The 20,829-nt window shown below is 40.3% G+C and carries 16 protein-coding genes and 1 other annotated feature; of the genes, 14 read left to right on the top strand and 2 right to left on the bottom strand.

The window, feature by feature from the left end:
- Positions 1 to 112 precede the first annotated feature (112 nt).
- The 3 genes from BN1082_RS11085 to BN1082_RS11075 all read left to right on the top strand — a co-directional run bounded on the left by BN1082_RS11085 (position 113) and on the right by BN1082_RS11075 (position 4,392).
- A complete protein-coding gene (locus BN1082_RS11085) occupies positions 113 to 694 on the top strand; it encodes a branched-chain amino acid aminotransferase (RefSeq protein WP_090634222.1) in 582 nt (193 codons plus the stop codon).
- A 114-nt stretch (positions 695 to 808) separates the two neighbouring features.
- Complete coding sequence (gene ftsH, locus BN1082_RS11080) at positions 809 to 2,644, top strand: ATP-dependent zinc metalloprotease FtsH (RefSeq protein ID WP_090634220.1); 1,836 nt, start codon at positions 809 to 811, stop codon at positions 2,642 to 2,644.
- Between the two features lie 485 nt (positions 2,645 to 3,129).
- Complete coding sequence (locus tag BN1082_RS11075) at positions 3,130 to 4,392, top strand: ATP-binding protein (protein WP_090634218.1); 1,263 nt, start codon at positions 3,130 to 3,132, stop codon at positions 4,390 to 4,392.
- 58 nt (positions 4,393 to 4,450) lie between these two features.
- Here the strand turns inward: BN1082_RS11075 and BN1082_RS11070 are convergent, their stop codons facing one another.
- A complete protein-coding gene (locus BN1082_RS11070) occupies positions 4,451 to 5,665 on the bottom strand; it encodes a helix-turn-helix transcriptional regulator (RefSeq protein ID WP_090634216.1) in 1,215 nt (404 codons plus the stop codon).
- 121 nt (positions 5,666 to 5,786) lie between these two features.
- Between BN1082_RS11070 and BN1082_RS11065 the strand changes: the two genes are divergently transcribed.
- The 11 genes from BN1082_RS11065 to BN1082_RS11015 all read left to right on the top strand — a co-directional run bounded on the left by BN1082_RS11065 (position 5,787) and on the right by BN1082_RS11015 (position 19,473).
- Positions 5,787 to 7,088 carry an MFS transporter gene (locus BN1082_RS11065; protein WP_090634214.1) on the top strand — a complete coding sequence of 434 codons (1,302 nt, stop codon included), beginning with the start codon at positions 5,787 to 5,789 and terminating at the stop codon, positions 7,086 to 7,088.
- 89 nt (positions 7,089 to 7,177) lie between these two features.
- Positions 7,178 to 7,447, top strand: a binding site (T-box leader).
- A gap of 86 nt (positions 7,448 to 7,533) precedes the next feature.
- Positions 7,534 to 8,388 carry an SAM hydrolase/SAM-dependent halogenase family protein gene (locus BN1082_RS11060; RefSeq protein WP_090634212.1) on the top strand — a complete coding sequence of 285 codons (855 nt, stop codon included), beginning with the start codon at positions 7,534 to 7,536 and terminating at the stop codon, positions 8,386 to 8,388.
- 75 nt (positions 8,389 to 8,463) lie between these two features.
- The gene (locus tag BN1082_RS11055) at positions 8,464 to 9,027 is read left to right on the top strand and encodes an ECF-type riboflavin transporter substrate-binding protein (RefSeq protein ID WP_090634210.1); all 564 of its coding nucleotides are present in this window, start codon (positions 8,464 to 8,466) and stop codon (positions 9,025 to 9,027) included.
- A 59-nt stretch (positions 9,028 to 9,086) separates the two neighbouring features.
- Entirely contained in the window at positions 9,087 to 10,799 is a 1,713-nt protein-coding gene (locus tag BN1082_RS11050; RefSeq protein ID WP_141650853.1) for an ABC transporter ATP-binding protein, read from the top strand.
- A complete protein-coding gene (locus BN1082_RS11045) occupies positions 10,790 to 11,620 on the top strand; it encodes an energy-coupling factor transporter transmembrane component T family protein (protein WP_090634208.1) in 831 nt (276 codons plus the stop codon). Before BN1082_RS11050 ends, BN1082_RS11045 begins: the two co-directional genes overlap by 10 nt.
- 205 nt (positions 11,621 to 11,825) lie before the next feature.
- Positions 11,826 to 13,388 (top strand): NAD(P)H-hydrate dehydratase, encoded by a 1,563-nt coding sequence (locus tag BN1082_RS11040; RefSeq protein ID WP_090634206.1) that lies wholly within the window; start codon positions 11,826 to 11,828, stop codon positions 13,386 to 13,388.
- Positions 13,389 to 13,439: 51 nt separating this feature from the next.
- Positions 13,440 to 14,318 carry a formyltetrahydrofolate deformylase gene (purU, locus tag BN1082_RS11035; RefSeq protein WP_090634204.1) on the top strand — a complete coding sequence of 293 codons (879 nt, stop codon included), beginning with the start codon at positions 13,440 to 13,442 and terminating at the stop codon, positions 14,316 to 14,318.
- Between the two features lie 487 nt (positions 14,319 to 14,805).
- Complete coding sequence (locus BN1082_RS11030) at positions 14,806 to 15,987, top strand: MFS transporter (protein ID WP_090634202.1); 1,182 nt, start codon at positions 14,806 to 14,808, stop codon at positions 15,985 to 15,987.
- A gap of 387 nt (positions 15,988 to 16,374) precedes the next feature.
- Positions 16,375 to 17,304, top strand: coding sequence for a glutaminase A (gene glsA / locus BN1082_RS11025; RefSeq protein WP_090634201.1), 930 nt, complete (start codon positions 16,375 to 16,377; stop codon positions 17,302 to 17,304).
- A 180-nt stretch (positions 17,305 to 17,484) separates the two neighbouring features.
- Positions 17,485 to 18,573, top strand: a complete 1,089-nt coding sequence (locus BN1082_RS11020; protein WP_090634199.1) for a threonine aldolase family protein — start codon at positions 17,485 to 17,487, stop codon at positions 18,571 to 18,573.
- Positions 18,574 to 18,588: 15 nt separating this feature from the next.
- The gene (locus BN1082_RS11015) at positions 18,589 to 19,473 is read left to right on the top strand and encodes a DMT family transporter (RefSeq protein ID WP_090634197.1); all 885 of its coding nucleotides are present in this window, start codon (positions 18,589 to 18,591) and stop codon (positions 19,471 to 19,473) included.
- Between the two features lie 116 nt (positions 19,474 to 19,589).
- On the opposite strand, the gene BN1082_RS11010 is transcribed toward BN1082_RS11015, so the two are convergent.
- Positions 19,590 to 20,729 (bottom strand): polysaccharide deacetylase family protein, encoded by a 1,140-nt coding sequence (locus tag BN1082_RS11010; RefSeq protein ID WP_090634196.1) that lies wholly within the window; start codon positions 20,727 to 20,729, stop codon positions 19,590 to 19,592.
- Positions 20,730 to 20,829 lie beyond the last annotated feature (100 nt).

The following is a 20,829-nucleotide window of genomic DNA, read 5'->3' as shown; positions in this document are numbered from 1 at the left end:
AATAAATACAAACACATTTGTTACTTTTAAAAGTTTTCTTACGCGTAATTTGCAATTTTCGACAAAAAACCGCAAAATTAACAGAGGAATAGTTTTTATTGGAGGAATATGAATGCTAAAAGACAAGGTTCAACAATATATATCAGAAAACAAAGCGGTTTTTAAAGAAGAAAAGGAATATGCTGAAAAACATCAGTTAATTGAAAATCTTCAATTGGAGGAAAGAGATCCAGGTGAACGCATCGTGGATGCCTATATCGAGCGCTGCGATAAACAAACGGAAAATATGATTAGGCAAGAATCATCCGAATTTTTGGCGCAGCCGCTTGTTTACTTGAAAAAGCATAAAAATGAATTTATCTATCTGGAATCCCAATGGTTTGATTTTGTACGTGTTGATGCAGTTTCCCTAGAGGTAGATGATGTCTTCGGCACGTACGATGTGATGTTAGGTTTGAGGCTGCAAAAGAAATTATCCGATCCGATCAGGGAATATCTAAATCATCATTTACAAGGGGATGAAGCAAAATATGATTTGCTTTTTAGCCAAGAGGATGGCTTATGGGATTTAAATTTTGCTTTAAATGATGTGGATGGATATGATGAAAGCATATCAATTGGCGAAGGATTGCAATTAATTTATCGTTTTCTATTTAAGCTGGTAGAAGCAATTGAAGTTTATGAAGAAAGATAAGAGGAGAGATTTTGATATAAATATTGAAAAGAAACCATCTATTATGGAAAACATAAACTCAAGATTTTTAGAAAATGAACAGAAAAACCATATTGTTAACGAGGAGGTAGCAGAATGAATGAAAAGAAACCGCCAAAAAAGTCGCCAATCTATTTCTATGTAACGATATTAATTATTGTCATGCTGCTTAATACTTTTCTTTTTCCAGCGATTAGGCATTTGTCTGTCAAAGAAGTGGATTATGGAACTTTTTTAACGATGGTGGAAAAAGGACAGGTCAAAGAGGTTGAGGTTACAGATAACTATATAACCTTTAAAGCTTCTGGTAAAAATGCCGATGTGCTTTATAAGACAGGAAAAATGAATGACCCTGAATTAGTCGACCGCCTTCATAAGGAGAATATTAAATTTACGCAAACCATTCCAGCGCAAAACTCGCCGTTGATCAATTTCTTTTGGACATGGGTCGCTCCATTGCTGATCTTTATTGGCATTGGGCAATTTATGACAAGAAGAATGAAAAAGGGAATGATGGGGGGAGGAAATCCCTTCTCCATGGGTAAAAGCAATGCCAAAGTGTATGTAGAATCACAAACAGGTATCACTTTTACAAATGTAGCAGGTCAGGATGAAGCGAAGGAAGCGCTGCAGGAAATTGTTGATTTCCTTAACAACCCTAAAAAGTATAAAGAAATCGGTGCCAACATACCAAAAGGGGCATTGCTAGTAGGTCCTCCAGGAACAGGTAAAACCCTTCTCGCTAAAGCGGTAGCCGGCGAATCAAAGGTACCTTTCTTTTCGATTTCCGGTTCTGAATTTGTCGAGATGTTTGTGGGCATGGGGGCTGCGAGAGTAAGGGATCTCTTTAAACAAGCTCAAGAAAAAGCTCCGTGTATTGTGTTTATCGATGAAATCGATGCAATTGGAAAAAGTCGTAATACTGGTGGGGTCGGCGGCAATGATGAAAGAGAACAGACCTTAAATCAGCTTTTAACCGAAATGGATGGCTTTAGTGCCGACAAAGCCGTTGTCATTTTAGCAGCAACCAATCGACCAGAAACACTGGATAAGGCACTGCTTAGACCAGGAAGATTTGATCGCAGAGTTCCGGTAGAATTACCAGATCTGCCAGGACGCGAATCGATTTTGAAGGTACATGCGAAAAAAGTAAAGCTAGACGAAGGTATCGATTTTAATGTGATTGCTCGGGCAACAGCAGGGGCATCAGGTGCTGATTTAGCCAATATTATTAATGAATCTGCACTTCGGGCAGTTCGACTTGGTCGAAATAAGGTAACGCAAAGTGATTTGGAAGAGTCTGTAGAGGTGATCATTGCGGGATATCAAAGGAAAAATGCGGTCATCTCTATGAAAGAGAAATTAACGATTGCCTATCACGAGATTGGACATGCCTTAGTTGCTGCGAAACAGAGCCATTCGGCACCTGTTCATAAAATAACCATTATCCCAAGAACCTCCGGTGCTTTAGGCTACACGATGCAGGTGGATGAGCGGGAATCGGTCCTCATGACGAAAGAGCAGGCGTTGGATAAAATCACGACCTATATGGGTGGACGTGCGGCTGAGGAGGTTATTTTTAAAACCATCACTTCCGGTGCATCGAATGATATTGAGCAGGCAACAAAGATTGCGAGATCAATGGTGACACGATTCGGGATGAGTGAAGAATTCGATATGATGGCATTAGAAACGGTGAATAACCCATATTTAGGTGGAGATTCTTCTCTATTGGTGTCTGCGGAGACTGCATCGAAAATTGATGAAGAGATTCTCAGGACGATCAAATCCTGCCATCAGAAAGCGATCCAAATTTTAGAGGATAATAAAGATAAATTACATGAATTGACAAAATATCTGTTAGAGAAGGAAACCATAACAGGCGAGGAGTTTATGGCCATTTTAACAGATAAGATGGATACTACTGTATAGAATGAATGAAAGCTAAGGGAGATAAGAATATCTCCCTTTTATATTTGGCTGTGTTAAAGGACATTGTTGATTTTTGAAACTATGTTGATTGGAGCGGAAGACGCGAGATCCTCGAAAATGCTATCGCATTTCCTTCGTGCGGTGTTGATTCAAGGATGTTTATTCAACGTCCTGCAGGAGTACGGGGCAGGGGAGACCCCACAGGCGCTTAAGCGCCGAGGAGGCTCCCCGGAACGCCCGCGGAAAGCGAAGCGCCTGGAGTGCGAATCAACAGGCAAGTTTAACAAAGCCTTATTTTTTTAAATGAGTTTAATGAAGGGATAGAGAAGTAGACGGAAGTTGTGCGAATTTTATTAGATTTTGCACAACTTCTTATATTTTGTATGGAAAAAGTATTATATAATTTGATAGAATGATAAAAAATTCTTCCAATTTTATTTATGATTGTATATTTTCTTGATGGCATACTTCAAGGAGCTTTTTTCATGCATATTGATGTTAAAGTGGTTTTGTATCAAGTATTAATTATCCTCTTTCCTATCTTTGTCTATCATTTGTTTTTTTACGAAAAAAATAGTAATCGTAAAAAGCCTCTTTCGAAATTGACCTTTATTATGATCATCATCTTGGTTCTTTCAATGTCATATCCAATTGAATTTTCTAAAGGATACAGGTATGATTTTAGAGTTATCCCTTTTATTATCTCTTTTGTATATGGGGGAACATGGCCAGGATTCATTATTTGGATAGTGTTATTAACGTACCGATTTATTATTGGTGGCGGTGGGTTTTATGTAGCATTGGTAAATTATTCTTTCACGTTTTTAGTTTTGATTTTTATCGGCAAAAAATTTGAATTAAATCAACTGAAACATAAGCTTGTGTTTGTTAATCTCGTATTTTTGGCTAACACTCTGATTATGATGTTAACCCTTTTAAAAGCAAATCAAATGGAGCAAATTCGCTTTATGCTTGTTTTTCATGTCGTAACTTGGATTTGTTTGATGATGGTTGTTTTTGTAATTGAAAATGCTAATCAACAAATGGAGATTCGCGAGAAAATACGTAGAGATGAAAAATTAAATGTTATTAGCCAGCTAGCTGCTTCTGTTGCCCATGAGGTACGGAATCCGATGACATCTGCACGAGGTTTCTTGCAATTAATTTATAATGATGAAAACTTGAAAAGTATGCAGAAATATTATATTGAAATTGCATTAAATGAGTTAGACCATGCTCAGTCCATCATTAACGATTACTTATCCTTAGCAAAGCCTAATACGGAAGAAATGACTGAGATTAATATTTCTGATGAGGTTAAAAAGACGATTGATCTTATGACTTCATACTCTTATATACAAAATATAACAATCGAAGCGAATATCCAAGAATCATTGTTTATTAGAGGGAACAGAAACGAAATAAAACAGATTTTAGTAAACATTATTAAGAATGGTATTGAAGCGATGAATAAAGGGGGAACCCTTACAGTTTATACCTATAAACTAGATGGTAGGATTTTGATTGAAATCATTGATAGTGGAAAAGGAATGACGAAGAGCCAGCTCAAAAAATTAGGAACCCTTTTTTATACAACAAAAGAAAAAGGGACGGGAGTCGGTCTTACGATTTCCTTTCAGCTTGTTCAGGCCATGAACGGAAAAATAAGGGTGAACAGTGAACCAGGAAAAGGGACTACCTTTACGATTGAATTTCCAGTCGTTTCAATTGATTCTTTACCATTATAAACCCATTTCAGAAAAAATCCACAGTGCAGTACCGTGGATTTTTTTCGTATTTAATCGTTTATGCTTTTTCAATTTTAGCTTGTGTTTCAATGGCAAAATCTTTAAAAGGCGTAGGGGGTAGGGGTTTGAAATTTTCCACTGCAGTTTGTGCCTTTTGAAGCGCTTCTGCCCTGTTTCCAAGTTCAAGGTGACAAAGTGCCTTGTACGAATCCATTATATAAAACATCGACAAATCAAATGGATGGTGAGCATAGGCGGGTACCTTCACCTTATCTAAATAATAAATGGCTTCATGATAGCGTTCTAGACCATAAAAGGCTTTTCCTTTTTCAAGAAGGTACCAGAATTCAAAAATATCCGCCATTTTTGGATCCGCAAAGTATTGGTCTACGAGCTCTAATGCCTTTGTATAATCATGTTTTTCAGAACTAAGCGATCTGACTTGAAAAAGATTAAAAAAGAGAATCGACATTAAATCCTCAGCAAAATCACCATACTGCTTTAACTTCAGTAAATAATGATCTTTTTTTTCAGCATCATGTGTCATCATTGCCTGGGCTGCTGCCAGCCGATATAAGTCATCAATGCGATAGAAGATCCGATTCTTTTTTGAAAAATGGATTGCACTCTCCATCGCACGTGTCGCTGCCTCCGGATTTCCCACTGCAAAATAGTTAATGGCTTCATGGTAGTCAAGGTCCACCTGTGTCATGGGGTCGATGTACGCGTGGTTTGCTTCGATATCTGCCCGTTCTTTTAAAAATATTTCTAAAGACTGTGTGTAGTCATGTTCGATAAATTCCACTCTCGCATGGAACATCCCGATTTCCACCCGCTTGGCTGTTAGATTCATCTCATCGTACAGTTTGGCTGCACGGTCGGAAAATTCCTGCCATCCATCCTTTTTTTCACCATAAAGACAGCGGCTGTAGATATCTAATAATCGTGCCGACTCATATCCATGAGAAATCTTTGCGATAACAGGCTCAATAAGGGTGATAAGCCGCTTATATTTTTCCGTATCATCAGCTGAATTAAATAACTTCTCCGCTTTTTCAAGAATTTCTCTTCGTTCCTGTGCGCTTGTTTCCTCTAATAGCTCGGTCACATCGACTCCTAAACGTTCGGCGATATAGGTTAAGCTTTCCATCGAAGGATTTGCTTTATTATTTTCAATGAGGCTGAGCATCCCTTTGGTTAGCTCATCCCCTGCCAATGCTTCAAGTGTAATTTTTTTCTGCTTTCTAATTTTCCGAATTCGTTCTCCTAACATGGCTGTGCTCACTCCTAGATCGTTAGATAGTTTAATTATATTAAACTTTTACTTGCAATGGAAGGGGGTGTGATGGTATGATTTGTTTAATCAAATTAAACTTTTGGGGTGAGGGATTGTTATGGACGATAGCATAAAACTTAATAGAGCCACGTATCATTTGTGGACGTTCACCATCAGCAAATTGATTTCTTCGTTTGGTGCTCAGGTCTATTCATTTGCCATCAGTTTTTATATCTTGCATCTAACAGGGTCAGCAACGAGTTTTGCAATGAATTTGTTGTGCAATATTTTGCCGCGTACCCTGGCCGCTCCGTTTGCCGGGTACATCGCAGATCGCTATTCCCGAAAGCTGATTGTGGTGATTGCCCAAATTGCCACTACGTTGGCGATTGGAGGATTATTATTCGTCAGTCTAACAGCGGGTTTATCATTGTTCGCCATTTATACCACTTCGTGTATTTTGTCCCTAACGTCTATGTTCTCCGGGGTGACCTTTACCTCCTCAATCACGGGTCTTGTTGACCAGGAGAGAGTCCAACGAGCCATGTCATTAAACCAGATGTCCATTTCATTTGCTTCCATTGCCAGCCCTGCAGTAGGGGGGCTCTTATACGGTGCAGTTTCCATGCCGATATTCCTTATCATGTATATGGCAGCATCTATTATCGCTGTCACGCTCGAATCAACGATGAATTTTAACTTATTTGCTAATCGAAATGAAAATGTGGAAACAGAGAAGAAAGAGTCGATGTGGCAAAGTATGAAAGAGGGACTTCATTATTTAAAGCGGCAGCAGGTAATAGTGATTATTATTTGGATTGCGTTTTTCATTAATTTCTTGTTTGGAGCTTTTGAGGTCGGCTACTCTTACATTCTCATCGAAAAATTGAAAATGGCTTCCCGTTCATTTGGTTTTACCCAAGGTTCATTTGCCATCGGAATGCTGCTGTTTTCCATTTATTTTTCCATTAGAAAAGAGGTTAAATTTCCCTTACTTCTTTCAAAACGAGCCATCATTGCGATGGGGACTATCATGGGAACGATGGGTTTACCTTTATGGCTAAAAATGTCTACTAGCATGGTTTTTGTTTATTACATGGTGATGATGTTTAGCTTTGGTGCTTCCCTGATCCTTGTCAATACACCCATAAATGTAATGATGCAAAAACAAGTTGACGACGATTATAAAGGGCGTGTTTTTTCAATCCTTGAAACGATGGCGACGGGCCTCATGCCATTGGGAATGCTCCTCTATGGCTTCCTGTACGATGTATTTCCGGCCCAATGGATCATGCTTTTGTCGGCAGCGCTGTTTATCGGTGTCGTTCTTGTTATTGCAAGACCATCTATTATACGGAAGGTATACCCTGAGCTTGACAGGGGCAAAGCAGTAAAGGGAGATGTAGAAGTGAGTTCGTAAGATTTTCATAAAAAATGGTGTATTGTGTATTGAAAAGTCATAATCTTTAGAGTATTATATTTTTAAATATTTCCAAAATTTTATAGCGACAATAAGCGATGATGAGAAAAAGTATGATCAAATGATCTTTTAAAGAGAGCTTCGGGAGCTGAAAAGAAGCAAAGATGTTGATCTGAACAATGGACTCGGAGCTTCGTTCTGAACGTATCTGATTGATAGTAGTAGGTTACGACAAGTTTGGGTACTTGTTATCAAAAACCAAGTGTAAGAGCATTTTTGTTCTGCATGATCAGAGGCTATTTACGAAGGTAAATAGTAAAGTAAGGTGGTACCACGTGATTTAACACCACGTCCTTATCAACATGATAAGGCGTGGTGTTTTTTATTTAAATTTTACTGTAATAGGTTTTCAGCTAGTTAAAAAAAGAGAAAGGGTGAACAGAAAATGAGTGAGGCATTAGTTTTACAGTCGGACTTTGGGATTAGTGATGGGGCGGTAAGTGCCATGTATGGGGTGGCGTATTCTGTTGACCGCTCAATCCGAATTTTTGATTTAACCCATGAGATTCCCCCTTATAACATATGGGAAGCGTCGTATCGTCTTCTGCAAACCGTTTCCTATTGGCCAAAAGGGACGGTGTTTGTGTCAGTCGTAGACCCGGGGGTTGGCTCTGAACGTCGCAGTATTGTCGTGAAAACTGCGGACGAAAAATACATTATAACTCCGGATAATGGGACATTAACCCACATCAATAAGTTTCACGGTATTGCGGATGCAAGAGTGCTGGATGAAGCGTCGAATCGGCTGCCAAATTCAGGGGAGTCGTACACGTTCCACGGTAGAGATATATATGCCTATACCGGCGCCCGTCTTGCCTCAGGGGTGATTTCGTTTGAGGAAGTGGGACCACAGGTGGCGCTGGATTCGGTTGTTGAGCTGCCGTTAACAGTAGCTTCATTGAAGAGTGGAAAAATCACTGGCATTATTGAAGTTCTCGATGTTCGCTTCGGCAATCTTTGGACAAATATTCATCGCAGTCTTCTAAAGGAAGCAGACATCCATTATGGTGACAGACTAATTGTAACCATTGGAAACGGTACAAGACAAATATATAAAAATATGATGACGTTTGGTCGTTCGTTTGCCGACAGTCTCGTTGGTGAACCTTTGGTGTATGTGAACTCGTTAGACAACTTAGGTGTCGCGATTAACCAGGGATCTTTTGCAAGCGCCTATCAGATTGGGACCGGGACTAATTGGACGATGACCATCAAGAAGGCAGATGAAACGTTTTATTAAAAGGAAGGCTATCGTTTTGAGATCAGGCATAGTTTTGTAATAGGTATTATTTTACGAATAAAGGAGATGGAAAATATGTCAGGAAGTAAATTAACAACGAAAACGATTGTTGCGATTGGGATTGGAACCGCAGTATTTGTGATCTTAGGAAGGTTTGCCTCGATTCCCACGGGGATCCCAAACACAACGATCGAAACGTCCTACGCATTTCTCGCGTTAATGGCTGTGATTTTTGGCCCGATTGCCGGAGGTCTTATTGGATTAATCGGTCACTCTTTAAAGGATGCGATTTTTTATGGGTCACCTTGGTGGAGCTGGGTCGTGGTTTCTGCGTTCGTTGGCTTCCTGATCGGTTTATTAACGAGAAAAATAAAGATTGAAGATGGAGAGTTTGGAGCGAAACAAATTATTTCTTTTAACATTACGCAAGTCCTTGTTCAAGCCATTGGTTGGGTTCTTATTGCTCCCACTTTAGATATCCTTATTTACGCTGAACCTGCCAACAAAGTGTTTGTTCAAGGGATTGTTGCCGGTACTTCCAATATTGTAACGGTTGGCATCATTGGCACGTTTTTCTTGCTTGCCTATGCCAAAACGCGCAGTAAGAGCGGTAGTTTAGAAAAAGAAGAAACATTATAAGAGATAGCTGTGGTCTGATCTATGGGGTCAGACCCGATTATTGTTAGCAGGAGAAAAATATGAAAAAACCGATAATAGAGTTTATGAATTTTGGATTTAAATATCGAAGTCAGGCAAAGCCAACCCTTTTTGATTTGAATTTAACGATTTACGAAGGGGAAAAGGTTCTCATTGTCGGACCTTCAGGGTCGGGGAAAAGTACCATTGGACATTGTTTAAATGGTTTGGTTCCTTTTTCTTATCGTGGTGATCTCACAGGAAGCTTGAAGATTATGGGAAAGGAAACGAAACAGGAAGGGATTTTTGTTTTGTCGAAAATGGTTGGGACCGTTTTGCAGGATCCGGATGGGCAATTTATTGGGCTTACCGTTGCGGAGGATATTGCTTTTTCGCTTGAGAATGATTGTGTTCCACAATCGGACATGATCCCTAGAGTGAAAGAGGTGGCAGAGATGGTAGACATGAATAATTATCTAGGCCATTCCTTGCACCATCTTTCCGGTGGTCAGAAACAAAGAGTGGCACTCGGCGGTGTGATGGTGGACGATGTTCCTCTTCTTCTTTTCGATGAACCGCTGGCGAACCTAGATCCTGCAACTGGGAAGCATGCGATTGAGCTAATCGATTGGATACATAAAGAACGGAATAAGACCATTGTCATTATTGAACATCGATTAGAGGATGTGCTTTATCGCCATGTTGATAGAATTATTGTTATCAATGACGGACGAATCATAAGTGACCAGTCTCCCGCTGAATTATTTGCTTCGAATGTGTTAGAAAGCGTGTCTGTTCGTGAACCTTTATACTTGAAGGCATTGAAATATGCTGGCTGTGAAATTACTTCCGGGATGCATCCTGAGCATATCGAAAGCTTGGATATTAATTCTTGCCGAGACAAATTGGTGAATTGGTTTGAATTGACGGAGAAGGTAGAAGCGAAATCGGCCTCTTCGACGATTTTACAGCTTGAGAATATTCATTTCAGCTATCAAGCTGACCTCAAAATCCTTCAGGATGTTTCTTTTTCGATTGCAGAAGGAGAAATGGTCAGCATCGTTGGAAAAAATGGAGCAGGAAAGTCGACGCTGACGAAGCTGATTTGTGGGTTCGAACGACCTGAATCCGGTAGGATATTAATCGATGGACGCGATTGCTTAAACGATACGATTAAAGAGCGCTCTTTGAAGGTTGGTTTGGTCATGCAAAATCCGAATCATATGATCTCAAAGCATATGATTTTCGATGAAGTAGCATTGGGACTGGCAGTCAGGGGAATTCCTGAAGCAGAAATCAAACAACGAGTGGAGGAAACACTGCGAATTTGTGGGCTCCTGCCATTTCGGAATTGGCCGATCTCAGCCTTGAGCTTTGGACAGAAAAAGCGTGTAACGATTGCTTCTATATTGGTTCTACAGCCGAAGATTCTCATCCTCGATGAGCCAACTGCCGGACAGGATTTTCGTCATTATACAGAGATCATGGAATTTTTACTAGATTTAAATAAACAAGGTGTAACGGTTATCATGATTACCCACGATATGCATTTAATGCTGGAGTATACTCCCCGCGCCATTGTATTTGCTGATGGGAAAAAGATTGCGGATGATTCGGCTGTCAATACGCTTGGAAACAGGTCTATTATTCAGCAGGCAAACTTAAAAGAAACATCGTTATTTGAACTTGCTGAACGTGTCGGGATTACGGAACCGAGCGAATTTGTCGAGCGGTTTATTGCCCATGATAAGGTGGTGGGACGTAAATGGCAGTAGAAATGCTTTCTTATATTGACAAACGATCCCCGATCCACCAGTTAACCGGTGCAACTAAGCTCTTATGTTTTATCATGTGGTCTTTTGCCGCCATGCTGACATACGATACACGAATATTGGTGGGACTTTTAATTGTTAGCTTAGTAGTTTTTAAGGTCTCTAAAATAAAGCTTTCAGAAGTTAGCTTTGTGCTCGCTTTTATCCTTATTTTTTTACTCATTAATAATGTGGCGATTTATCTTTTTTCACCGCTTGAGGGTGTGAAGATTTATGGAACGGAGCATGTTTTATTTAAATTGGGAGGGCGCTATAATCTTACCCTTGAGCAGTTATTCTATCAATGCAACATTACGTTAAAATATTTGACCGTCATACCGGCCGCTTTACTTTTTATCGTAACGACCCATCCGAGCGAATTTGCCTCGTCATTAAATAAAATCGGCGTCAGTTACCGAATCGCTTTTTCCGTTGCCATTGCCTTACGTTATATTCCGGATATTCAACGGGATTATCGTAATATCGCTTTGTCGCAGCAAGCCAGAGGCCTCGACATGTCCCGTAAAGAAAAGCTACTAAGACGTGTGAAAAATGCAGTTTCCATCATTTTGCCTTTAATTCTATCGAGTCTTGAGCGAATTGAAACCATCAGCAATGTCATGGAACTGCGCGGCTTTGGCAAGAACAAAAAACGCACATGGTACAGCGCCCGCTCATTCAAACCAAGCGATTACATAGCACTAATCCTAATCGCACTAATCCTAGTAACATCATTAGCAGTAACCTATCATAACGGCAACCGCTTCTACAACCCCTTCAAGTGATGGGTGTAAATGATGGGTGTCAGGCACCACTCGTGTACATTTGTGCGTGTGAGGTGGACACTCTTTTTTTAGGTTTAAAACGGCTGGCAAGACATGGTGCGAAAGACTGGTGCCAGGCATCAGAGTGAGGTACTTACTACGGTGCAACGGTTCGAAAAGTTTTTTATAATGAAAGAAAAGGTTTGTTTTTAAGGGAGGGCTGTTTATGTTTGCAGCAGGGCAAAGGGATATGCAGCTAATGGATCAGTATACGATTGAGAGGATAGGCCTACCTGGCGTTGTTTTAATGGAAAATGCAGGAGCAAGGGTGGTAGAGGAGATCCTCGAAAATGCTCCTTGCAAAAATCCTAGAGTGATTGTGCTTGCTGGGGGCGGTAATAATGGAGGCGACGGGTTTGTGATTGCCCGCAGGCTGTTTGATGCAGGCTTGAAACCACTATTATGTTTGCTGGTAAACCCTGATCGGATCAAAGGGGATGCCAAAATTCATTTCGATGTGTACGTCAATCGTGGGCTGCCCATTTTTTACCTTCATGAAAATCCATTACAGTCACTTCGGGAAGAGGTAAATCAGGCGGACATTGTCATTGATGCGATTTTAGGAACCGGGATAAACGGGCCCGTTTGGGAACCATTTCATGAAGTAATTACGCTAGTAAATGAATGCGAAGGGGAGAAATGTGTCGTTTCTGTCGATATCCCATCAGGTGTTAGCAGTGATACCGGAAAGGTAGTTGGTGTCGCTATCAAGGCGACCAAGACGATTACCTTTGTTTTTCCGAAAAAAGGTTTTTTCTTAAATGATGGACCAAAGTATATCGGGGAATGGATAGCAGTAGACATTTCTGTACCGCCTTCCATTGCAGATAGCCTCGGACTTACAATGCCAAAATTGATAACAGAGCAGCTTGTTCATGTTGCCCTTCCTGTAAGACCTAGAGATGGTCATAAGGGGACGTTCGGTCATGCCCTGATTCTTGGCGGGTCACGTCATTTTGTCGGGGCTCCCATTTTTGCAGCAAAAGCAGCGTTATCTTCCGGAGCAGGGCTCGTGACGTTAGCTGTGCCGGAAAGTATTTATCCAATGGCGGCTGCCCAAAATCCAGAATCCTTATTCTTACCGCTATCAGAACAGGATGGGCATTTTACCTTGAAAGCAATTGATGATCTTTCACCACGACTTGATCAATTTGATAGCGTCGCGATTGGTCCAGGGATGGGCAGGTTTCCTGAAGGGGAAAAGTTTTTTAAAGCCTTAATGTCACATCTTACAAACCAGTCGCTTGTCATCGATGCAGATGCACTTTATTTACTAAGGAACGACTTGGATATCGTTCGTCAGTATGGCGGGAATGTGATTCTCACGCCTCATCCCGGAGAAATGGCCAGATTAGTCAATAAAACAGTAAAAGAAATAGAAGCAGATCGTCTTAATATCGCAGGATCTTTTGCCAAAAAACACAACGTGTATTTGCTGTTAAAAGGTCACCGTTCCATCATTGCTACTCCTGATGGTGATCTTTACATCAATCCGCACGGACATGATTCGCTTGGCAAAGGCGGAAGCGGCGATGTGCTTACAGGAATGATCACCTCTTTTCTAGCCCAAGGCGCCTCCCCAATAAATGCGCTCGTCTCTGCGAGTTTTATCCATGCAAGGGCTGGAGAGGAAAAAGCGAAATCTTTATCCCACTATGGCGTGCTACCTTTCGATCTTATCGATGGGGTAAGAGAACAGCTAAAAAAGACGAATTGCTCGATCGACTAAAAAGGAATGCTTTGTCAAAATTTCATCGGACAATGGTAGGAGGGAACAGCGGTGTATCAAGAGGAAGTAAAAAAGAGTGAGAGAGTAAGAATTTTAATCTCCTGTCAAGACCAGCCGGGCATTGTGGCGGCAGTGTCGCAGCTGTTGTTTCAAAACGGGGGGAATATTGTCCAGTCTGACCAGCATACAACGGATCCCATTGGCGGTATGTTTTTTATGAGAATTGAAGCAGATATCCAAGACTTTGAATTACATAAGCAAAAAATCGCACAGGATTTTCAGCAACTCTCGGAGCGCTTGAATATCAACTGGCGTATGGAGCAGGCAAGTAAAAAGAAACGTCTAGCTATATTTGTTTCGAAGGAAGATCATTGTTTGTTGGAACTGCTTTGGCAGCAAAAAGCGGGGCATCTTGATGCTGAGTTCGCCATAGTCGTCAGCAATCATCGTGATATTCAGGGAATTGTCGAAGAAATGGGCATTCCTTTTCATTACGTACCAGTAAATTCAAGCAACAAAAAGGAAATGGAATCCCTACAAATCGAGTTAATCCAAAAAAATAACGTGGATATAATTGTACTAGCCAGATACATGCAAATTCTTTCCCCGGAATTTACAAAGACTTTTCCAAATCAAATCATCAACATCCATCATTCGTTTTTGCCGGCGTTTATTGGGGCCAATCCTTATGCTCGCGCCTATTACCGAGGTGTAAAATTGATTGGGGCCACAGCTCATTATGTAACAGATGAATTGGATGAAGGTCCAATTATTGAACAGGATGTGCAGCGGGTCAACCATCGTGATCAGCTTGAAGACCTCAAAAAAATTGGCAAGTACATTGAGCGCACTGTTTTAGCCCAGGCAGTCAAGTGGCATGTAGAAGACCGGGTGCTGACATACGGGAACAAAACGATTGTTTTCTCTTAAAATGCATTTTTTCCTTTTAGCCGTTCTGGTTATTGGTGCTATGATTTAATCTTTTTCTTCACCAAAAACCACTTTACGTGCCCGAGAACTCATTTTTTTCAGCAATACGGGCATTATTTTCATATTTAGTGCCCGTGGGCGTCTAATTCTCAGCAATACGGGCACTATTTTCATATTTAGTGCCCGTGGGCGTCTAATTCTCAGCAATACGGGCACTATTTTCATATTTAGTGCCCGTAGGAGTCTATTTTTCAGCAATACGGGCACTATTTTTATCAGCTTCTAGGGTACATAAATGCTTCTTTTTTTACCTACAGCATATTTTTTCCGTATCGGTATGGTCAAGTATATCAAGAATAAATAAAGTGAGGAACCGTAGTAAAGGTTCCTCACTTTATTTATTCCCGAAAAAAAATTCATTAAGTTGAGTTTTGCACGGTTGAGGAGTAGAGTAAAAAAGGATTATATAGGAGAGAAGGTTTTTTAATTGGGTAAACTGCAGCAAGGGACACCAGAACTTCATAAAGCGAACTTTGCCCTGTTCGCTGGAGGGTTTATTACGTTCTCCATTCTTTATGATGTCCAGCCCTTAATGCCTATTTTTTCAAAAGAATTTCATATTTCAGCGGCAACGGGTAGTCTTACGCTGTCGGTTACGACACTCACGCTCGCGATTTCCATGCTCATTACGAGTTCATTATCGGAAGCGTGGGGACGTAAAATAATGATGTCTATTTCCTTATTTTTATCATCATTGATTGTCATCTTTACCGCATTCGCCCCTACATTTGGGTCATTAGTTGGATTTCGTATTTTGCAGGGGATTGTACTTGCAGGATTGCCGGCTATTGCTATGGCTTATTTAGGTGAAGAAGTCGATCCAAATAGTCTTGGGATCGCCATGGGGATTTATATTAGCGGGAATTCTATTGGTGGGATGACCGGGAGAATCATTACAGGCATGATGACTGACTTTTTCTCATGGCGGATTGCTATGGGCAGTATCGGTGTGATTAGCTTAGTGCTTAGTATTTGGTTTTGGATCAATTTACCGAATTCAAAATATTTTACTCCAAAACCACTAAAATTAAAAAATTTATTCCTGTCCCTTTTCAGCCATTTGAAGGATCCTGCCTTATTGTGCTTATACGGTATTGGCTTTATTTTAATGGGGAGCTTTGTTACGTTATATAATTATATCGGCTATCAATTGCTCGAGCCACCATACAATCTGAGCCAAACGATTGTCGGCTGGATTTTTATCGTTTATTTGACTGGCACCTTTAGCTCTACTTGGATGGGGCGATTATCGGATTCGCTTGGACGCAAAAAGGTGTTATGGATCGGACTTGTCATTATGGTCAGCGGGGCAGCTTTAACTTTAGTAGCTCCTTTAGCATTAAAGATTATCGGTATTGCGATTTTTACATTTGGCTTTTTTGGATCTCATTCCATCGCCTCAAGCTGGGTAGGAAGAAGAGCAAAAACAGAAAAAGCCCAAGCCTCCTCATTATATTTGTTCTTTTATTATTGCGGCTCAAGCCTCGCAGGCACAGCAGGCGGCTATTTCTGGACAAATTATGGCTGGGCCGGTGTAATTGGATTCATAATTTGCTTACTCCTAATCGCCTTTCCATTATCATTCAAACTCTCCATCACCCAGCGCTAGGATGGGTGTCAGGCACCGTCCGTGTACATTTGTACGTCTCCAGTGGACACTGGCGTAAGGAAAAGGGTTATCGGTTTCGAGTGCTGATAACCTGGTGCCTTGCGATTTTTTGATTTAAACTTCTTCTACTTGTACCGCAACAGAATCGGCTTTTTCAAGTGATGTTCCTACCGGTATGTCAGTGTTTACGCTATAATAATTATTCTTTTGGGAAAAAGTAGTTTAGAACAAGCTTCACACAGCTGCCCCCACTTTTTTTAAAATAAAGGATGAAATCGTTTCCATAATATATTTTAATATAATTAACAGAATAGGAATTTTTTGTTCCAAATCATCTTCTCATTATCGTTATTTAGCCAATTACTAAAACTTCTAAGGATGATGAATATGATCTTTCAAGCAAATGATGAATTAAAGGCATTCGTAGCAGAAGCGAAAACATATACAATAAACGGAAAGGTTGCAGACTACATACCTGCCCTTGGAAAAGCAAGCCAAAACGATTTGGCCATTGCCATCTACTATCCTGATGGGCAATGGATATCTGCAGGGGAAATGGAAAAAGAGTTCACCCTTCAAAGTATTTCAAAAGTGATTACATTGGCCCTCGTGTTGATGGACAGAGGATTTGAATATGTGTTTGAACGAGTTGGAATGGAACCGACAGGGGACCCTTTTAATTCCATTGCAAAATTAGAAACGATGGCTCCCACCAAACCTTTAAATCCAATGATTAATGCTGGAGCACTTGTCGTGACCCATATGATCATGGGAAACACGGTTGAAGAAAGAATTCAGCGGCTCGTGTCATTTATTCGTCAATTAGCAAATAAATCAACCATAGGTTATTGTGAGGAAGTTGCCCGTTCCGAATTCGAATCGGCCCATTTAAACCGAGCTTTATGTCATTTTTTAAAGCAGCATAATATAATCGATGAGGATGTTGAACAGCTAATAGATTTATACACAAAGCAGTGTGCGATTGAAATTAACTGTTTTGATTTGGCTAGAATCGCGTTGGTGTTTGCGATGGATGGAGTCGATCCAGAGAGTGGAATACAAATCATGCCTGCCGATATAGCCCGAATTTGTAAAACCTTTATGGTAACATGCGGGATGTACAATGCTTCAGGTGAATTTGCGATCAAAACAGGGATTCCTGCCAAAAGCGGTGTATCTGGTGGAATTATGGGAGCCGTTCCTGGCCTGTGCGGTATCGGTGTCTTCGGTCCTGCTTTAGACGAAAAAGGGAACAGCATTGCAGGTTTAAAATTATTGGAGCTGTTATCAAAAAAATATGAGTTAAATATGTTTTAGTGGATAGATAATCTAGGATTGATCTTACCAATGGAGAAGGCTTGCTACTAAAATCCTCTGCCATCCGGAAGCATGGCTAAAAAGAAATTTTAAAAAACAGCCTGGAATTGACTAAAGTCAAGAATTGATATGGACTGGTATGATTGTATGTAGGGATAACTTGATCAAAAGGAGTCGGATATGAGGATGGAAACTTTATTAGAAGTATATAAACAATCAAAGTACCAGGTTCCCGGTCATGGGAAAAGAGATTTTCACGTTCTGAAAAGAGTAATGGAAGGAATGGATGGGCAGCAAGAGAGTGACTTATATGGAAAGGGGAAAGTGATTGAAGATTTTCAAGTAAAAATGTCAGAATATTTAGGAAAAGAATCTGCTGTATTTTTTCCAAGTGGAACGATGGCGCAGCAAATTGCCCTAAGAATTTGGTGTGACCAAAAAGGATTGAAAAGGGTGGCGTACCATCCATTGTGCCATTTGGAGATTCATGAAGAGGATGGGTTAAAGGAACTGCATCATATTGAAGTTATTTTACTAGCGGATAAAAGCAGAGTAATAGAGTTGGATGATGTTATTGGGTTGAATAAGGATATTGCCTGTCTCCTGCTCGAGCTGCCGCAGCGTGAGATTGGCGGACAGCTGCCTAGTTACGAGACGCTTGAAGCGATTTCAGCCTATTGCCGCGACAAAGGAATCAGGCTGCACTTGGATGGTGCACGACTTTTTGAAATCCTTCCTTATTATAAAAAGTCGGCTGCTGAAATATGTGAACTTTTTGATAGTGTATATATTTCTTTTTATAAAGGAATTGGTGGGATTGCAGGAGCGATTCTCGCTGGTGAAAAGGATTTTACTGAGACATCAAGAGTTTGGAAACGGCGCCATGGTGGCGATTTAATAAGTCTTTATCCATATATTATCAGTGCGGATTATTATTTTGATATGCGAGTTAATAAAATGGAGCAGTATTATGAAGAGGCGAAGGAGCTTGCTGCATTTTATAATCAATGTGATAGAGTTTCGACAATGCCAATCGTTCCTGTTTCGAATATGTTCCATGTTCATTTTGAGGCTGCGAAGGAAAAGATGGAGACAATTTTAACTGCCATCAGCAAGGAAACAGGAATTGGTTTGACAGGATATGTTCGCGAAGTTACTAAGGAAACTAGCAATTATGAAGTCAGTGTAGGGGATCTGTATTCTCAGGTGCCGAAAGGAGCATTAAAGAACGTATTTCAGTTGCTTAATGAAAAAATGAAAGAAAACTGACAGGGGGGGATAAGGGTGAGAGCAAAGGGGAAAATTGTCACGGCTATGCTTATCTTTGGGAGCATTGGGGTTTTTGTGAAAAATATTAATTTATCTTCTAGTGAAATTGCTTGTTTGAGGGGAATCATCGGGAGTTTATTTTTACTAGGGGCTAGTTTTATCATAAGGCAAAAAATTTCCTTTCAAGCGTTAAAGGAAAATATGATGCTATTGCTTCTATCCGGTGCTGCCATCGGCTTCAATTGGATGTTCTTGTTCCAAGCCTATAAATATACGACGGTCTCGAATGCGACTTTAAGCTATTATTTCGCACCGATTTTTGTGATGATCCTCGCCCCTTTTGTGTTAAAAGAAAAGCTGACAGCAGGGAAGGCTAGCTGTATCATCATGGCAATGGTTGGTTTATTTCTTGTTGTGAATATAGGCGGGGGAGATGATGGGAGTTCGTACAATCACCCGCTTGGGATCCTTTATGGTCTGTTAGCAGCTGCGTTTTATGCAAGTATAATTTTCATGAATAAATTTATTAAAAACTTATCCGGCTTTGAAACGACGTTAATCCAATTAATAACTGCCGCGATTGTCCTTTTTCCATACGTGTTGATGAAGGGTGAACTAAGCTTTTCAGGTATAAAATCCAGCACCATTGTCCTTATTTTAATCGTGGGGATTGTTCATACGGGTATCGCCTATTTCTTGTATTTTACATCATTTAAGGAACTAAAAGGGCAGACCATCGCGGTGTTAAGCTATATTGACCCGATATCGGCAGTTGTTTTCGCCGCGATTTTCCTTAGAGAAAGCATGAGCCCGATTCAAATCATAGGAGGCATTCTCATCCTCGGGTCTACTTTTATAAGTGAACGGCTAGAATTAAAAGTACTAAAAACGAATCAATAAAAATAAAAAGGTCTACTCCTTCCACTGAAAATGGAAGAAGGAGACCTTTTTTCGGTTAAACTCCAAACAGTGTCCACGGTACGCGTACAAATGTCTTTTTGCGGTGCCTGACACCCCTATTTTACCATAGCGGCAAATTGAGCGAGGGTGGTGTCGTTTGAGATACGGACGCGGTGCATGAGGTACAGCTCGTCTTTTTCGCCTTTCGTGATAAATTGTCCAGGGATGGTGGTTGTAGCGTATTGGTAGTATTTCTTTGTTTCTTCGACGACCTTGTCATTGAAACGTCCGGAAGGGTAGGCAATGGCAGTAATAGGTTTGCCGGTAATTTGTTCGATTTTTTCCTTTGATGACCTTAGTTCTTCATCATAGTTTGTAATCAAACGAAGGTCATTATGGGTCATCGTATGTCCTTGGATGGAGAAAATCCCTGAATTCACCATTTCTTCTAAGTCGTTTGAAGATAACGAATTTGGGCCTGTATCTATTGCACCAGCAGTCATAAATAGGGTTGCTGTCGGTTTGAATTTGCCATCCTGTAATTTTTCAAGAATGTGGAGGGCATTCATCGCATTTTCCATGCCGTCATCAATGGTAACAAATATCGGTTTATTCACTTTATTGATCTCACCGAAGTGTTCAAAAGTAAGAAGCGTATAACCATTATCCTTTAGATATTGCATTTGGGCTTCAAAATCGACAGGGTTGACAAACAATCCCTTTAAGCCTTGACCTTTATATATATCAATAGCATGGTACATTAGAATAGGGGCATATTGCTGGAAGGTTACTTCCGATTTTGCCATCAGTTTTTTCTTACCATAACCATCAACGCTATAGGCTTCGACTTGGTATTCTCCGCGTTGTAATGAAAAATCCTTCGTATTCAGTATTAAAGGGAAGTTGTTAACTTTATCGTTTGAGGAAAGCTTCTTCATACTTTCTTGATCGTCAGCAGTTCGCCAAATATGATAATTAATCTCAGAAGCATCAACCTTTCGCTCGGTCGTGGTGATGGTCGTATTAGTAGATTGATAAGTGATAGGTGCGGTTTCGATGGTAGCCATTGGCTGGAAAATATTGTTTGACGATGATTCCGTAGATGTAGTTTGTACTTTTGGTTCGTGATTTTTTTCCTTTTTCTCTGCTTGAATCGGAGGCTTCTTATCTTTTTTAGGTTTTATAGCAGCATTTTTTAAACTACAGCCCGCGAGAAGTAAAGTAGATATTAGGGCGAAAGTAAGCAGTTTCCGCATTTGATCCATCCTTCTATAAAAATATCATTCTCGATAATCATAAGATTTGCAAATTAAGTTGAAATTATTCAATTTTTTGTAATAATGGGATGATATTTCA

Origin of the sequence: Neobacillus massiliamazoniensis, from assembly GCF_001048695.1 — a bacterium.
In the GTDB taxonomy this organism is placed as follows: Bacteria; Bacillota; Bacilli; order Bacillales; family Cytobacillaceae; genus Neobacillus; species Neobacillus massiliamazoniensis.
The sequence above is the reverse complement of the archived record's forward strand: the minus strand, read 5'-3'. Positions and strand labels throughout refer to the sequence as shown.

Bases quoted from the DNA above. Each gene is read 5' to 3' on its own strand.
- BN1082_RS11070 (WP_090634216.1), bottom strand. From the start codon at position 5,665: ATGTTAGGAGAACGAATTCGGAAAATTAGAAAGCAGAAAAAAATTACA.
- glsA (WP_090634201.1), top strand. From the start codon at position 16,375: ATGATCTTTCAAGCAAATGATGAATTAAAGGCATTCGTAGCAGAAGCG.
- BN1082_RS11045 (WP_090634208.1), top strand. From the start codon at position 10,790: ATGGCAGTAGAAATGCTTTCTTATATTGACAAACGATCCCCGATCCAC.
- ftsH (WP_090634220.1), top strand. From the start codon at position 809: ATGAATGAAAAGAAACCGCCAAAAAAGTCGCCAATCTATTTCTATGTA.
- BN1082_RS11040 (WP_090634206.1), top strand. From the start codon at position 11,826: ATGTTTGCAGCAGGGCAAAGGGATATGCAGCTAATGGATCAGTATACG.
- BN1082_RS11085 (WP_090634222.1), top strand. From the start codon at position 113: ATGCTAAAAGACAAGGTTCAACAATATATATCAGAAAACAAAGCGGTT.
- BN1082_RS11055 (WP_090634210.1), top strand. From the start codon at position 8,464: ATGTCAGGAAGTAAATTAACAACGAAAACGATTGTTGCGATTGGGATT.
- BN1082_RS11020 (WP_090634199.1), top strand. From the start codon at position 17,485: ATGAGGATGGAAACTTTATTAGAAGTATATAAACAATCAAAGTACCAG.
- BN1082_RS11050 (WP_141650853.1), top strand. From the start codon at position 9,087: ATGAAAAAACCGATAATAGAGTTTATGAATTTTGGATTTAAATATCGA.
- BN1082_RS11010 (WP_090634196.1), bottom strand. From the start codon at position 20,729: ATGCGGAAACTGCTTACTTTCGCCCTAATATCTACTTTACTTCTCGCG.
- BN1082_RS11065 (WP_090634214.1), top strand. From the start codon at position 5,787: ATGGACGATAGCATAAAACTTAATAGAGCCACGTATCATTTGTGGACG.
- BN1082_RS11075 (WP_090634218.1), top strand. From the start codon at position 3,130: ATGCATATTGATGTTAAAGTGGTTTTGTATCAAGTATTAATTATCCTC.
- BN1082_RS11060 (WP_090634212.1), top strand. From the start codon at position 7,534: ATGAGTGAGGCATTAGTTTTACAGTCGGACTTTGGGATTAGTGATGGG.